Origin of the sequence: Streptomyces sp. NPDC051822 (assembly GCF_044452745.1) — a bacterium.
GTDB lineage: Bacteria > Actinomycetota > Actinomycetes > Streptomycetales > Streptomycetaceae > Streptomyces.
On sequence record NZ_JBITBZ010000002.1, the window covers coordinates 100,016 to 113,983 of the forward strand.

Here is a 13,968-nt window from a genome sequence, read left to right on the forward strand (position 1 = left end):
CCTCCCGCAGAGCTGCTCTGGGCGGAAAAGTACATAAACGTATCTTGAGCGACACAACGGAGGTTTGCCTGTTACGCGGCAAAAGCGCGTGTCGTTGGCAGCATGAGCCCGTGACCCACGTGACCGAGCACCCCCTGGTCCAGGGCGGCCGTTCCACCGCGCTCGCCACCGCCTGTGTCCGCGGCGGACTCGCCGCAGGACTCGGCCTCGGCGGCCTCGCGGTCCTGGTGGTCGCGGCCTGGATCAGCTCCCCGTACCCCGACAGCGGCCCCGGCGGCGCCCTGCACCTGGCCGCCGGACTCTGGCTGCTCGCCCACGGCGTGGACCTCGTCCGTACGGACACCCTGTCCGGCCTGCCCGCTCCGCTCGGCGTCGTCCCGCTGCTCCTCGCCGCCCTGCCCGTCTGGCTCGTCCACCGGGCCGCCCGGGACACCCTCGACGCGGGCGACGACGGCGACCGGCCGACCCCCTCCGCGAGCGGCGCCGTCGCCGCCGTGGCCGGGGGGTATCTGCTGGTGGCCGCCGCGGTCGTGCTCTACAGCGCGAGCGGTCCGCTCCCCGCCGATCTGGTCACCGCCGGTCTCTGGATGCCGGCCGTCGTCGGGGGCGCGGCGTACGCGGGGGTCTGGACGGCGCTCGGACGGCCGCTGCCGCGGCAGCGCGAGGCCGCCGTCGCCCTGCGCGGGGCGGGCCTCGGGCTCGTGACGCTGCTCGGCGGCGGCGCGGTCGCCGCGGCGGTGTCGCTGGCCTGGCACGCGCGCGAGGCGCAGACCGCGTACGCGGGTCTCGCGGGGGAGTGGTCGGGGCGGGTGGCGGTCCTGCTGCTCGTCCTGGCGCTGCTGCCGAACATGGCCGTCTGGGGGGCCGCGTACGGGCTCGGATCCGGCTTCGCCCTCGGTACGGGTGCGCTCGCCACGCCCTTGGGCCTCGCGGGTGATCCGGCCGTGCCGCCCTTCCCGCTCCTGGCCGCCCTGCCCGACCAGGGGCCCGGCGGCTGGCTCCACTGGTCCGCCGTGGCCGCCCCGCTGGCCGCCACCGTGCTCCAGGGATGGCGCGTGGGCCGCGCGGCGCGGACCTGGGCGGCCCGGGACACGGCGCTCACGGCACTGGGCGCGGCCTGGGGCTGTGGAGTGGTCGTCGCCGTCCTCGCCGGGGCCGCGGGCGGCCCGCTCGGTGCCGGCCGGCTGTCCGCGTTCGGCCCGGTGTGGTGGCAGGCGGGCGCGGCGACGGTCCTGTGGGGGGTCTGCGCGGGTGTCCCGACGGCTCTGGGAGTACGGGCATGGGGCCGCCGCGGCCTGCGCCCGAAGCCCTTGCCGGCGGCTCGGCCGGCGGCGGTGCCGGTGCCGGCGGTGGCGCCGGTGTCGGCGTCCGTGACCGCCACCGCAACCGCACCCACGTCCACGGCCGGCCCGGCAGCGGGAGCCGCGACCCCGGGGGCGGCGGCCCCCGTGCCCTGGGCGGCCTCCGCCTCCGGGGCCGGGCCCGCACCCGGCTCCGTCCCCCCGTCCGCCCCCGAGGGGCCCGCGTCCGGCGAGGCCCGGTCGGCCTCGGACCTCGGCATCGACGACGACCCGTACGGCGATTCCGCCTTCGAGCCGTACGACTACCTCCCGGCGGCCTGGGAACCCTCCCCGCCGCCGCCTCCGGCCGCCGGTTAGGCCGCTGCTACTCCCGGACCCCGAAGCCCGCGCGGAGCGGCTTCGGCAGCAGGTCGTTGCAGGCCAGCCGGCCCGCGTGGGTGAGGGCGTCGTCACGGCACTCGTAGAAGTCGCTGTAGACGAGCTGCATGGTGAAGCCCACCGCGACGATCATCAGGGCGACGCTCGCCGCGACGATGCCGCTGATCGCGGCCGTGCGCATCGAGCGGAGCGGGGTCGCCGTGGCGCCCTGGCCCGACGGGCGTCCCGAGGGCTGAGACGGTGACGGGTCGGCCTGCTGTGATGTCGGCGACACCTCGGCGGGCGCCTTCGGCTTGGCGCGGAGCGAGCTGATGCCCCAGTAGAGGCCCAGGGCGCCGAGGAGCAGCGCCAGTTCCGGCAGCTCGAAGAGGGCGAAGAAGAAGGCCCACATGCCGGCGAGGATCGCGTACCGCGCACGGCGCTGCGCCGGGTCCGTCGGGTCCCAGCGGAGCCCCTGGCGCCCGGGCCCGCCCTGACCGGAACCGCCCTGACCGGGGCCGCCCTCCGGCCCGCCCTGGCGCTCGGGCCCACGGCCGAAGCCGTCGTTCGAGGGGCCCGGCTGGCGCGGGCTCCAGCGGCCGTCCGACGGCCCCGACGAGTCCGGCGTCCCGGACGACTCGTCGTCCGAGCCCTCCGGTCGCCGTGGCTGCCACGGCTGATCCGGCCGGCCCTCGGGCGGCGGCGCGAACGGGTTGTTGTCGTCCGTGGACTGGCGTTCCGGCATCTGCTGAACGTCTTCCCTCTGTCGTCACGACCACGGCCGCACCCGTGGTCTCCGCTGCTGTCTCGTCTGCGTGCTGTACGCGCGTGGTGCGTGTCGTGCTCTGCCCGTACTGCGTGCTGCTCGTCCGTTACGCCGTCCGGGCGTACGTCCGGGCGTACGTCCGGGGTCCGGCCGGTGCCGGCCGGGGTGTGCTTCGGGCGTCGGCCCCTGACGCTACCGCCCTGCTCCGCCCCCGTCCCGTGGGGGCCGTCCCGTGTGCCGGTATCGTTGCTGACGGTCGAGCCATTCGTAGGGTTCCCCGTATCGAGCGGCACGATTCGTTCGTACGACCGCACAAACACCACGGAAAGAGTGACCCAGTGGCTGCCGCCCGCCTCGTCGTCCTGGTCTCCGGTTCCGGTACCAATCTGCAGGCGCTCCTCGACGCCATCGCCGCGGACCCCGAGGGGTACGGGGCCGAGGTCGTCGCCGTGGGCGCGGACCGTGACGGCATCGTCGGTCTGGAGCGCGCCGAACGCGCCGGGCTGCCCACCTACGTCTGCCGCGTCAAGGACCACGCCACCCGCGACGAGTGGGACCGCGCGCTGACCGAGGCGACCGCCGCCCACGAGCCGGACCTCGTCGTCTCGGCCGGGTTCATGAAGATCGTCGGCAAGGAGTTCCTCGCCCGCTTCGGCGGCCGGGTCGTCAACACCCACCCGGCCCTTCTCCCCAGTTTTCCCGGTGCCCATGGGGTGCGTGACGCCCTCGCCTACGGCGCGAAGGTCACCGGGTGCACCGTCCACTTCGTCGACGACGGTGTCGACACCGGCCCGATCATCGCCCAGGGCGTGGTCGAGGTGCGGGACGAGGACGATGAAGCCGCTCTGCACGAGCGCATCAAGGAAGTCGAGCGCTCGCTGCTCGTCGACGTCGTGGGGCGCCTCGCCCGGCACGGCTATCGCATTGAGGGACGAAAGGTTCATGTCGGTGAACACGGACACCGTTAAGCCCATCCGCCGCGCGCTGGTCAGCGTCTACGACAAGACGGGGCTGGAAGAGCTGGCCCGCGGTCTGCACGAGGCCGGTGTCGAGCTCGTCTCCACCGGCTCCACGGCCGGGAAGATCGCCGCCGCCGGTGTGCCGGTCACCAAGGTCGAGGAGCTGACCGGCTTCCCCGAGTGCCTGGACGGCCGCGTCAAGACGCTGCACCCGCGCGTGCACGCCGGCATCCTCGCCGACCTGCGCCTCGAGGACCACCGCAACCAGCTCGCCGAGCTGGGCGTGGAGCCCTTCGACCTGGTGGTCGTGAACCTGTACCCGTTCCGCGAGACCGTCGCCTCCGGCGCCACCGCGGACGAGTGCGTCGAGCAGATCGACATCGGCGGCCCGTCGATGGTCCGCGCCGCCGCCAAGAACCACCCGTCGGTGCTGGTCGTCACGGACCCGGGCGCGTACGCCGCGGTCATCCAGGCGGTCAAGGAGGGCGGGACCAACCTGGGCCTGCGCAAGCTGTTCGCCGCCAGGGCCTTCCAGCACACCGCCGCGTACGACGTGGCCGTCGCCTCCTGGTTCGCCGCCGACTACGCCGCCTCCGACGACTCGGGCTTCCCGGACTTCCTCGGCCACACGTACGAGCGCTCCGACGTCCTGCGCTACGGCGAGAACCCGCACCAGGGCGCCGCGCTCTACGTCGACGGCACGGGCGGCCTCGCCGAGGCCGAGCAGCTGCACGGCAAGGAGATGTCGTACAACAACTACACGGACACCGACGCCGCGCGCCGGGCCGCGTACGACCACACCGAGCCGTGCGTCGCGATCATCAAGCACGCCAACCCGTGCGGCATCGCGATCGGCGCCGACGTCGCCGAGGCCCACCGCAAGGCGCACGCCTGCGACCCGCTGTCCGCGTTCGGCGGCGTCATCGCCGTCAACCGCCCGGTCTCCGTCGCCATGGCCGAGCAGGTCGCCGAGATCTTCACCGAGGTCATCGTCGCCCCGGCGTACGAGGACGGCGCGGTCGAGGTCCTGGCCAAGAAGAAGAACATCCGCGTGCTCCGCGCCGACGGCGCCCCGGCCAACCCGGTCGAGGTCAAGCCGATCGACGGCGGCGCGCTGCTCCAGGTCACCGACCGCCTCCAGGCCGCGGGCGACGACCCGGCGAACTGGACCCTGGCGACCGGCGAGGCCCTGTCCGCCGAGGAGCTCGCCGAGCTCGCCTTCGCCTGGAAGGCCTGCCGCGCGGTCAAGTCCAACGCGATCCTGCTCTCCAAGGACGGCGCCTCCGTCGGCGTCGGCATGGGCCAGGTCAACCGCGTCGACTCCGCGAAGCTCGCGGTCGAGCGAGCGGGCGAGGAGCGGGCGCGCGGTGCCTACGCCGCCTCCGACGCCTTCTTCCCCTTCCCCGACGGCCTGGAGATCCTCACCGCGGCCGGCGTGAAGGCGGTCGTGCAGCCGGGCGGCTCGATGCGGGACGAGCTGGTCGTCGAGGCCGCGAAGAAGGCCGGCGTGACGATGTACTTCACGGGGACGCGCCACTTCTTCCACTGATCCAGGAGTACGAGGGGGGCCCGCCGGTACGCACGCGCGTACCGGCGGGCCCTCTCTCGTCGGGCTCGGCTCGTGAATCGGTCGGCCGCGAAGAGCCCGGCGGCGACAGGTCCGCCGATCGGGTGGACTCTGGTCTAATGGGTTGCTCTTTTGTCGACCACTGGTAGTGGGGGCGTGGTGTTGGACGTACAGAACAGGTCCGCCGAGGAGGACGCCACCGGCAATCCCGGCGCCGCGCGCGCCGAGGAGCCCGGCCTCGCACCGGCCCCGCTCCGCCCGTACCTGATCCTCGCGGGCATCCTCTGCGGCCTGTACTTCCTCTACTCCTGGGTGCAGTACGCGCACTTCCGCACCCCGTCGTGGGACCTCGGGATCTTCGGGCAGTCCGTCCGGGCGTACGCCGAGCTGCGCGCACCCGTCGCCGACATCAAGGGCCCCGGCTTCCACATACTCGGCGACCACTTCAGCCCGGTCACCGCGCTCCTCGCGCCGCTCTACTGGATCTGGCCCTCGCCGGTCGCGCTGCTCTTCGGGCAGGCCGCGCTGTTCGCCTCCGGCGCCGTCGTCGTCGGCCGCACCGCCCAGCAGATCCTCGGCAGCCGGGCCGCCGGCATCGGCCTCGCCGTCGCGTACGGGCTCTCCTGGGGGCTCCAGGAAGCGGTCAAGTCCGACTTCCACGAGATCGCCTTCGCCGTCCCGATGCTCGCCCTGACCTGCCGGGCCCTGCTCCTCGGACGGTGGACCGCGGCCGTCGCCTGGTCCGCGCCGCTCGTCCTCGTCAAGGAGGACATGGGCCTCACCGTGTCCATGGTCGGCGTGGTCCTCTTCCTGAAGGGGCAGAAGCGGCTGGGCGCGGCCCTGGCGGGCTTCGGCGCGGCGGCCTTCGCGCTGACCGTACTCGTCCTGATCCCGGCGGCGAGCCGGGTCGGCGAGTACGACTACTGGTCCAAGATCGAGAAGACGGGGGAGGGCACCGAGACCTCGTTCACGCAGGTCATCGGCGACGCCCTCACCTCCGGTGAGCGCTGGGAGATGGTGATCTTCCTGCTCGCGATCACCGGCTTCCTCGCCCTGCGCTCCCCGCTGATGCTGATCGTCCTGCCCACGCTCGGCTGGCGTTTCCTCTCCCAGGACCCCAACCACTGGGGCATGCACTGGCACTACAGCGCGATCCTGATGCCGGTGGTCTTCCTGGCCCTCGTGGACGGCGTCCGCTCGGTGCGGACCTCACCGCGCGCGTGGCTCGCCTCGTACGGGAAGGTCGTCGTCCCGGTCGCGACGGCCGTCGCGCTCGTCCTCGCCGTGAACCTGCCGCTGCGGGAGCTCCTGAAGCCGGAGACGTACCGGACGGACACCCGGACCGAGCAGGCGCGGGCGGCGGTGGACGCGGTACCGGAGGGCGTGAGCGTGGAGGCGGACGTCTCGCTCCTCGCGCACCTCACGGCGGACCACCGGGTCTACTGGGTGGGCACGTCGAAGGGCGCCACCCCCGACTACCTCGCCTACGACCTGCGCGGCTGGTCGCAGCAGGTCTCGGACCCGGCGCAGCTGGCCACGCAACTGCACCCGGAGGCGCGGTACGAGATCGTCCACCGCTCCGAGGGCTTCGCGGTCCTCAAGCGGATGTGACCTCGCGGAGCCTTCCGCGGGAAACGGCCGAGGGCCGCCCGGCGTTGTGCCGGACGGCCCTCGGAGCGGCGGGGAACCCCGCCGGAAACGCTACTTCTTGATGACGAGCGTGCCGGCGGCACGGTCGTGCCAACCCTGCGTCTTGCCCGTGTTGTCGAAGAACGGCGACAGGTAGACCAGGAGCTGGCCGATGCCGCAGACGATCGCGCCGACCATCGGGATGATCCAGCGGATGAAGCCGCCGCCGAGGCCCGGCTTGCCGCCCGTGGTCTCCTTCACGACGCGCAGGCCCACGGCCATCTTGCCGAGGGTGGCGCCGACGAAGGAGATCATCAGCCACTCGTAGAGCATGGTGGCGATGAACATCAGGAACAGGAAGCCGAAGAAGGCGGCGAAGATGCCACCCGCCGCGGCGGCCTGGTCGTTGACGCAGGTCTGGTAGGCCGGCGTCATCGGGTCGATGCCGGTGCAGTCCTCGAGGGACTCGGCCGCGCCGACGACGCCCGCGAGGCCGACGAGCGACAGCAGCCAGACGATGGCGCCGATGGCCACGCCGTCGATCAGGCGCGCGGCGAACCGCAGACCCATCGAACCGACCTGGACGGTGCCGAGACCGTGCACGCTGATGTAGCCGTTGTTGGCCTGAAGCGTGCCCGGCGCCTGCGGGTACGCGCCCGGCTGCTGCTGGGGATAGCCGTAGCCCTGCTGCGGCGGGACGCCCTGCGGGGCCTGCTGCGGGTATCCGTAACCGGGCTGCTGGCCCTGGTTCGGGTCCTGGGGCTGGCCGTAGGGGTTGTTCGGGTCGCCGAAGCTCATCGGGCGATTCCTCCGTGGCTGATCTGTGCGGGGACGACGCGGCCCGCGCGGAGGACTGTCACGGCATTTGAGCGGATTTCCCCCCGGCACTTTCCGCGGTACTTCGCCGGTCATCGTGGTCCCACCGCCGACTCCTTGTCCAGTCGGTATGCCAGGGAGTTGTGCAAGTGCAACCTGGCGTCACGTCGGGCCGGCCCCTCGGAACGACCGAATTGGAACAAGGCGGGGGTCATCCGGGAGGATGTCTGCATGAGCGCCCAGATTCTCGATGGCAAGGCCACCGCAGCCGCGATCAAGTCCGATCTGACCGTCCGTGTGGCGGCCCTCAAGGAGAAGGGCGTCACACCCGGACTCGGCACCGTCCTGGTCGGCGACGACCCGGCCAGTCAGAAGTACGTGGCCGGAAAGCACCGGGACTGCGCCCAGGTCGGCCTCGCGTCGATCCAGCGCACGCTGCCCGCCACCGCCACCCAGGAGGAGATCGAGGCGGTCGTCCGCGAACTCAACGAGGACCCGGCCTGCACGGGCTACATCGTCCAGCTCCCGCTGCCCAAGGGCATCGACGAGAACCGCATCCTGGAGCTGATGGACCCGGCCAAGGACGCCGACGGACTCCACCCGACCAACCTCGGCCGGCTCGTCCTCAACGAGCCCGCCCCGCTGCCCTGCACGCCGAACGGCGTCATCACGCTGCTCCGCGCGCACGGCGTGGAGATCAACGGCGCCGAGGTCGTGGTCGTCGGACGCGGTGTCACCATCGGGCGCCCGATGCCGCTCATCCTCACCCGCCGCTCCGAGAACGCGACCGTGACCCAGTGCCACACCGGCACCCGGGACCTCTCCGCGCACCTGCGCAACGCCGACATCATCGTCGCGGCGGCCGGTGTGCCCCACCTCATCAAGCCCGAGGACGTGAAGCCGGGCGCGGCCGTCCTCGACGTCGGCGTCTCGCGCAACGCCGAGGGCAAGATCCTCGGTGACGTCCACCCTGACGTCGCCGAGGTGGCCGGCTGGATCTCCCCGAACCCCGGCGGTGTCGGCCCGATGACCCGTGCCCAGCTCCTCGTCAACGTCGTCGAGGCCGCGGAGCGCGCGGCCGCGGCGCTCTGAGGTGACCACCTCCGGGACCCCGGGAACCCCGGGGACTCCGCGGACCCCTGGGACCCCTGGGACGCCTGGGGCCCCGGACGCCACGGGGGCCGGAGCCGAGGTCGAGGGTGACGCCGAGGGCGCGGTCGAGGCGGCGGCCCCGGCCGGTACCGCGGCCGGCGCTTCCGGCTCCGCCGCCCCCGGCGGGCCGCGGAGGCGGCCTCCCACCGTCACGACCGACACCGCACGGCCCGAGGGCGGCGGTCGGGCGGCCCCCGGCGACGCCCCGGCGCCCGCGCGCCAGTGGCCGCTGATCACCGTGCTCGGTCTCGCCGGACTCGGGCTGCTCGTGGTGGGCACGGACCCGTTCCCCGAGGCCTTCCGGATCGGCGCGATCCTCGTCGGGGCCGCGCTCCTGGTCGGGGCCGCGATGCGCCGGGTGCTGCCCTCGGTGGGCATGCTGGCCGTACGGTCCCGCTTCACGGACATGATCACGTACGGAGTGATGGGTGGCCTGATCGTGCTGCTCGCGCTCATGGTGCAGCCGGAGCCCTGGCTGAAGATCCCGTTCCTGGAGGACGTCCTCCACCTGACGGTGACCTGAGGCCTGTCGGCCCCCGGAACTCGAGAACGACGCCCGCCCTCTCCCCCGTGGGAGGGCGGGCGCCGCTGTGATCAAGGGTCATGTACGTGCCAAGGCGCTACAAGGCCCGTCGGCGCGCTGTGGCACGGAAGTGACCATTCCGCTACCTCGGCTCCGCATCCGGGGGACGCATCGCCCCGGGACCTGCCATCCTTCGGGAGTCGAGGGACCACGGGACTAGGGGGACCGCACATGCCTGGCTGGAAGGCGCTGCCGGACGAACTCGACCCGAACGTCGCCGCGTTCACCGAGCGGCTCCGCCGGCTGATCGACCGCAGCGGGCTCGCCGTCACCGCCGTCGCCGAACGCACCGGACACGAACGGCCGTCCTGGGACGCGTATCTGAACGGGCGTCTGCCCGTCCCCCGAAGCGCCGTCGTCGCACTCGCGGAGGTGACCGGAAGCGACGCGGCGGCCCTCGCGACGGACTGGGAGCTCGCGGAGCGCGCCTGGAGCCGCGGACGGGTCGGTGACGCGGAGCGCGAGGGGGCGCGCGACCTCGCCCGCGACGGGGGGCGTGACGCGGAGCCCGGCAGGGTGCGTGACGCGGAGCCTGGCAGGAGGCCTGACGAGGAGTCCGGCAGGAGGCGTGACGCAGAGCCCGACGCCGGTGATCGCACCATGCAGATCCGGCGCCTCGACCGGCCCGAACCGGCGGTGACTTCCCCGGGGGCGTCGCCCGCGCCCCGGCCCCGCACCGCCGATTCGCACCCCCCGGCTCCCACCCCCACCCCCACCCCCACCCCCGCCTCCGACCCCGGCGCCCGGCGGCGGTCCGTTCTGCTCTCCGTCGCCGGGGTCCTCGGCGCCCTGCTCGTCATCACCGCCGCCCTGCTCCTCGTCGACCTGGGCGGCTCCGACGGCGGAGGCGGCGACGACGGCCGGGCGGCCGCGCCGCCCACGACGAGCGCCCCGCCCGCCACGCCGCGCGCCGACCTCCCCGCGGGAGTGATGTGCGCGGGAGCCGACTGCGCCGGCCGGGACCCCGAGGAGATGGGGTGCGGCGGCCCCCTCGCCACCACCGTCGCCCGTACGCGTGTCGGCGCCGCGCAGGTCGAGGTCCGCTACAGCGACACCTGCGCGGCGGCCTGGGCCCGGATCACCGGGGCCGCCCCCGGCGACGCCGTGACCGTCGAGGCCGCGGGCGCCGTGCGGCGCGCCGCCGTCACCCCGGGCACCGGTGCGCAGCCGGACACCGACGCGTACACGCCGATGGTCGCCGTCGGCTCCGGCGCCGACGCGCGGGCCTGCGCGACGCTCGCCGACGGGGGCCAGGGCTGTACCACCGACTGATGCCACCGACTGACGGACCGCCACCCGTCGGACGGGTGGCAGTGAGCCGGACCACAAGAAGGTGGGGGTTCGGGAGGCCCCGGGTCGGATAGCCTGACCGCTGGAAATCTCTTCACGTCGAGACACCGATCGATCACAGCGATCGATCGTCGATCGTCGATCACGAAGGGACGTCCGGAACCCGGGGCAGGGACCCCCACCGCCAGCTGTCTTACGGAGATCGCCATGACCCGCACTCCCGTGAATGTCACCGTCACCGGCGCGGCCGGCCAGATCGGCTACGCGCTGCTCTTCCGCATCGCCTCCGGCCACCTGCTCGGCGCGGACGTGCCGGTCAAGCTGCGCCTCCTCGAGATCCCGCAGGGCGTCAAGGCCGCCGAGGGCACCGCCATGGAGCTCGACGACTGCGCGTTCCCGCTGCTCAAGGGCATCGACATCTTCGACGACCCGAGCCAGGGCTTCGAGGGTGCCAACGTCGCGCTGCTCGTCGGCGCCCGCCCGCGTACCAAGGGCATGGAGCGCGGCGACCTGCTCGCCGCCAACGGCGGCATCTTCAAGCCGCAGGGCAAGGCCATCAACGACCACGCCGCGGACGACATCAAGGTCCTCGTCGTCGGCAACCCGGCCAACACCAACGCCCTGATCGCCCAGGCCGCCGCCCCGGACGTGCCGGCCGAGCGCTTCACCGCGATGACCCGCCTGGACCACAACCGCGCCCTGTCGCAGCTCGCGGCCAGGACCGGCGCCTCGGTCGAGGACATCAAGCGCCTCACCATCTGGGGCAACCACTCGGCGACCCAGTACCCGGACATCTTCCACGCGGAGATCGCCGGCAAGAACGCCGCCGAGGTCGTCAACGACGAGGCGTGGCTGGCCGACACCTTCATCCCGACCGTCGCCAAGCGCGGCGCCGCGATCATCGAGGCCCGTGGCGCGTCCTCCGCCGCCTCCGCCGCGAACGCCGCCATCGACCACGTCCACACCTGGGTCAACGGCACCGCCGCGGGCGACTGGACCTCCATGGGCATCCCGTCGGACGGCTCCTACGGCGTCCCGGAGGGTCTCATCTCCTCCTTCCCCGTCACCTGCACCGACGGCACGTACGAGATCGTCCAGGGCCTGGAGATCAACGACTTCTCGCGCGGCCGTATCGACGCCTCCGTGGCGGAGCTGGCCGAGGAGCGCGACGCGGTCCGCGAGCTCGGCCTCATCTGAGACACGGCTGACGCGAGTCCGGCTCTCCTCGGCAGAGGCTGACGCGAGCCCGGCTCCACACTCTCGGCGCCCCCGGGACGTACGACCGACCGTACGTCCCGGGGGCGCCGTTCCACGTGCCGACAGGGAACACCCCGGCCCCGACCTCCCCTATGCTGGCCCACCGGTTCGCGGCGACTGAGCCCCGGACCGGCTCGGTTACTCACCATCGGGGGAGCCTTGACACAGTCGTCCGTACCGCAACAACCCGGCCGGCCGCCCCACGCGCCGCCGGCCGTCGACCCGCGCCGGTTACCCGCCTCCAGCGAGGCGACCCGGCTGCTCTGCGCCGGCACGTACCTCGACGACGGCTTCCGTGACGCTGTCATCGACCAGCTGTACGTCCACGAGGAGCGTTTCGCCGCCCCCTCGCTCGGCTTCGACGCGAGCCGCGTCCTCGCCCACGCGCTGCGCGCCCGCCGCGTCGAACTCGGCTGGGCCCTCGGGATCCTGGCCCTCTGGATCGTCGCGATCCCGCTCACCAAGGGCATGATCGCCCTCCTGATCGCACCGTTCCTGGTGCTGGCCCTGGCCCGCTGGATCCGCGGCCGGTCCGCCGCCGCCCCCGTCTACCGCCGCGTCCCCGCCTTCATCCTGCGCTGGTACGGCCGGATCATGCTCCTCCAGGCCGTCCTGCTCCTCTTCTTCCTCGCCGTCGGCGACGACGACTCCGCCGGAGGGCTCCTCGGCGACCTCTTCGAGGCGAGCGAGTTCCTCGGCTTCGCGGTCGGCCTCGCCTCCCAGGGGATGTGGGGCATCGGCCCGCTGGAGGTGTGGATCACCATCGCCGTGCCGCTGCTCGTGGCCTGGGCGGTGGCCACCCAGCAGGGCCAGTTCGCCCGCGCGCTCACGCAGGAGCTGTCCCGGGAGCGCTTCCCCGACCAGCAGTCCGACCCGGCCGAGCAGGCCCAGGGCGTCCGCTCCCGCCGGCTGCGCGACCGGATCCGGGTCGAACAGCACGCCCGGCTCATCATGTACGGGGCCGACGACCCGTTCCGCGGTGCCGGCGAGCCGTACGAGCCCTGGTCGCTCTCCGTCGAACTGCGGCCCCGCAAGAACCTGGACGGCAAGGCGCCCGAACCGCTCGACAACAGCGCCATCATGCGGCACGTCGTCCCGCTCGTGGAGGCACTGCGCGTGCCCTCGCCGCACGGCTCCCCGCAGGCCCAGGCCGCCGTACGGGACCGGCTGCGCGAGCTGGAGATCGACGAGGTCGTCTTCCTGCCGGTCGACGGACTCCCGGCCCGCGAGGCCGCCCCGTACAGCCCCGAGGGCTTCGAGGCGCACCGCTCCGGCTCCATCGAGGAGGGCGGCGAGACCCGCCGGCACTTCCTGCGGATCCGGGTCGGCGGCTGGGGCGAGGAGATCGTCACCACCGTCTTCGTCCGCGTCCACACGCAGGGCGGGATGCTGATGCTGGAGGTGGCGCCGCACGTGCTCCGGCCGGTGAAGCCGCTCTACCGGTACGCCGACCGGTACGCCCACCGCTACCGGCACAACCACCACTTCGGCAAGGCCGTCTGGGCGCTGGGCCAGACCCCGCGCTCCGCGGGCCAGGCCCTGGTCACGCTCGGCCGCTCGATCGGCCACGGCTGGCGGCTGCTCACCGGGGGCCACACCAACGCGCTGCCCGAAGGACCCGCCGTCTCCGTCCGCGAGCTCGGCTCCGACGACGAGGCCTCGCTCTTCCAGGAGATGGACGCCAGCCGCTACCTCAAGAGCGTGCAGGACCGGGTCGCCAACGGCGTGACGGTCGCGCTCCGCGAAGCCGGTTACGAGACCGCCGAGTTCGAGCAGAGGATCGTGCACGTCGCCGAGGGCGCCACGTTCATCGAGAACACCAAGGGCAACGTGACCATCGGCAACCACAACACCGTCACCAGCAAGACCTTCACCACCGACACGACCGGAGGAATCCGTGGCTGAGACCGGGAACCGCACCCCTGACGACCGCGCTCCTGGCGGCATCCACGTCACCAACACCGGGGGCAGCGTCACCATCGGCGACCACAACACCGTCACCCACACGGTGAACGGCACGCAGCCGGCCCGCGACCCGCGCCAGGAGGAACTGCTCCAGGCCATCCGCCGGCTCCGCGCCGACCTCGGCGGTGTCGTCCCCTCCGAGCAGACGACCGCCCTGGACGCCGAACTCTCCGACGCCGAGGACGAGATCGAAGGCACCGGACGGGCCGACGGGACGCGGCTGACCCGGCTGCGCACGGCCCTCACCGACGCGGGCGCGGTGACCGGGATCCTCGCCTCCGGGGTGGCCGTCGGGCAGGCCGTCGGCAGCCTGCTCGGAGGGTGAG

Annotated in this window: 12 protein-coding genes; 10 read left to right on the forward strand and 2 right to left on the reverse strand. The window is 73.2% G+C overall.

What is annotated here, in order from left to right:
* Positions 1–110: 110 nt before the first annotated feature.
* Complete coding sequence (locus tag ACIA8N_RS06215) at positions 111–1,658, forward strand: DUF6350 family protein (RefSeq protein WP_365783353.1); 1,548 nt, start codon at positions 111–113, stop codon at positions 1,656–1,658.
* A 7-nt stretch (positions 1,659–1,665) separates the two neighbouring features.
* On the opposite strand, the gene ACIA8N_RS06220 is transcribed toward ACIA8N_RS06215, so the two are convergent.
* On the reverse strand, positions 1,666–2,403 hold the full coding sequence (locus ACIA8N_RS06220; protein WP_365783355.1) for a hypothetical protein: 738 nt from the start codon (positions 2,401–2,403) through the stop codon (positions 1,666–1,668).
* Between the two features lie 359 nt (positions 2,404–2,762).
* Here ACIA8N_RS06220 and purN point away from each other — a divergent pair, with 359 nt between their 5' ends.
* The 3 genes from purN to ACIA8N_RS06235 all read left to right on the forward strand — a co-directional run bounded on the left by purN (position 2,763) and on the right by ACIA8N_RS06235 (position 6,561).
* Positions 2,763–3,392: a phosphoribosylglycinamide formyltransferase gene (gene purN / locus ACIA8N_RS06225; protein WP_030211340.1), complete on the forward strand. Its 630-nt coding sequence runs from the start codon at positions 2,763–2,765 to the stop codon at positions 3,390–3,392.
* Positions 3,367–4,932 (forward strand): bifunctional phosphoribosylaminoimidazolecarboxamide formyltransferase/IMP cyclohydrolase, encoded by a 1,566-nt coding sequence (gene purH / locus ACIA8N_RS06230; protein ID WP_365783357.1) that lies wholly within the window; start codon positions 3,367–3,369, stop codon positions 4,930–4,932. The genes purN and purH overlap by 26 nt, the downstream gene beginning before the upstream one ends.
* Positions 4,933–5,109: 177 nt before the next feature.
* Positions 5,110–6,561, forward strand: coding sequence for a DUF2079 domain-containing protein (locus tag ACIA8N_RS06235; protein ID WP_365783372.1), 1,452 nt, complete (start codon positions 5,110–5,112; stop codon positions 6,559–6,561).
* A 90-nt stretch (positions 6,562–6,651) separates the two neighbouring features.
* Here the strand turns inward: ACIA8N_RS06235 and ACIA8N_RS06240 are convergent, their stop codons facing one another.
* The gene (locus ACIA8N_RS06240; RefSeq protein ID WP_365783359.1) at positions 6,652–7,377 is read right to left on the reverse strand and encodes an RDD family protein; all 726 of its coding nucleotides are present in this window, start codon (positions 7,375–7,377) and stop codon (positions 6,652–6,654) included.
* A 249-nt stretch (positions 7,378–7,626) separates the two neighbouring features.
* Here ACIA8N_RS06240 and ACIA8N_RS06245 point away from each other — a divergent pair, with 249 nt between their 5' ends.
* From ACIA8N_RS06245 to ACIA8N_RS06270, 6 genes are all read left to right on the forward strand, one after another.
* On the forward strand, positions 7,627–8,487 hold the full coding sequence (locus ACIA8N_RS06245) for a bifunctional methylenetetrahydrofolate dehydrogenase/methenyltetrahydrofolate cyclohydrolase (RefSeq protein ID WP_030211332.1): 861 nt from the start codon (positions 7,627–7,629) through the stop codon (positions 8,485–8,487).
* A gap of 1 nt (position 8,488) precedes the next feature.
* Entirely contained in the window at positions 8,489–9,070 is a 582-nt protein-coding gene (locus ACIA8N_RS06250; protein WP_365783361.1) for a DUF3017 domain-containing protein, read from the forward strand.
* Between the two features lie 231 nt (positions 9,071–9,301).
* Positions 9,302–10,402, forward strand: coding sequence for a DUF2690 domain-containing protein (locus ACIA8N_RS06255; RefSeq protein WP_399415805.1), 1,101 nt, complete (start codon positions 9,302–9,304; stop codon positions 10,400–10,402).
* Positions 10,403–10,627: 225 nt separating this feature from the next.
* Positions 10,628–11,617, forward strand: a complete 990-nt coding sequence (locus tag ACIA8N_RS06260; RefSeq protein WP_365784826.1) for a malate dehydrogenase — start codon at positions 10,628–10,630, stop codon at positions 11,615–11,617.
* A 219-nt stretch (positions 11,618–11,836) separates the two neighbouring features.
* Positions 11,837–13,582: a hypothetical protein gene (locus ACIA8N_RS06265; protein WP_365784824.1), complete on the forward strand. Its 1,746-nt coding sequence runs from the start codon at positions 11,837–11,839 to the stop codon at positions 13,580–13,582.
* Complete coding sequence (locus ACIA8N_RS06270) at positions 13,575–13,967, forward strand: hypothetical protein (RefSeq protein ID WP_365784822.1); 393 nt, start codon at positions 13,575–13,577, stop codon at positions 13,965–13,967. Before ACIA8N_RS06265 ends, ACIA8N_RS06270 begins: the two co-directional genes overlap by 8 nt.
* The last annotated feature ends 1 nt before the right edge of the window (position 13,968 follow it).

Coding starts and splice junctions, on each gene's coding strand:
- ACIA8N_RS06220 (WP_365783355.1), bottom strand. CDS start 2,403: ATGCCGGAACGCCAGTCCACGGACGACAACAACCCGTTCGCGCCGCCG.
- purH (WP_365783357.1), top strand. CDS start 3,367: ATGTCGGTGAACACGGACACCGTTAAGCCCATCCGCCGCGCGCTGGTC.
- ACIA8N_RS06240 (WP_365783359.1), bottom strand. CDS start 7,377: ATGAGCTTCGGCGACCCGAACAACCCCTACGGCCAGCCCCAGGACCCG.
- ACIA8N_RS06245 (WP_030211332.1), top strand. CDS start 7,627: ATGAGCGCCCAGATTCTCGATGGCAAGGCCACCGCAGCCGCGATCAAG.
- ACIA8N_RS06255 (WP_399415805.1), top strand. CDS start 9,302: ATGCCTGGCTGGAAGGCGCTGCCGGACGAACTCGACCCGAACGTCGCC.
- ACIA8N_RS06260 (WP_365784826.1), top strand. CDS start 10,628: ATGACCCGCACTCCCGTGAATGTCACCGTCACCGGCGCGGCCGGCCAG.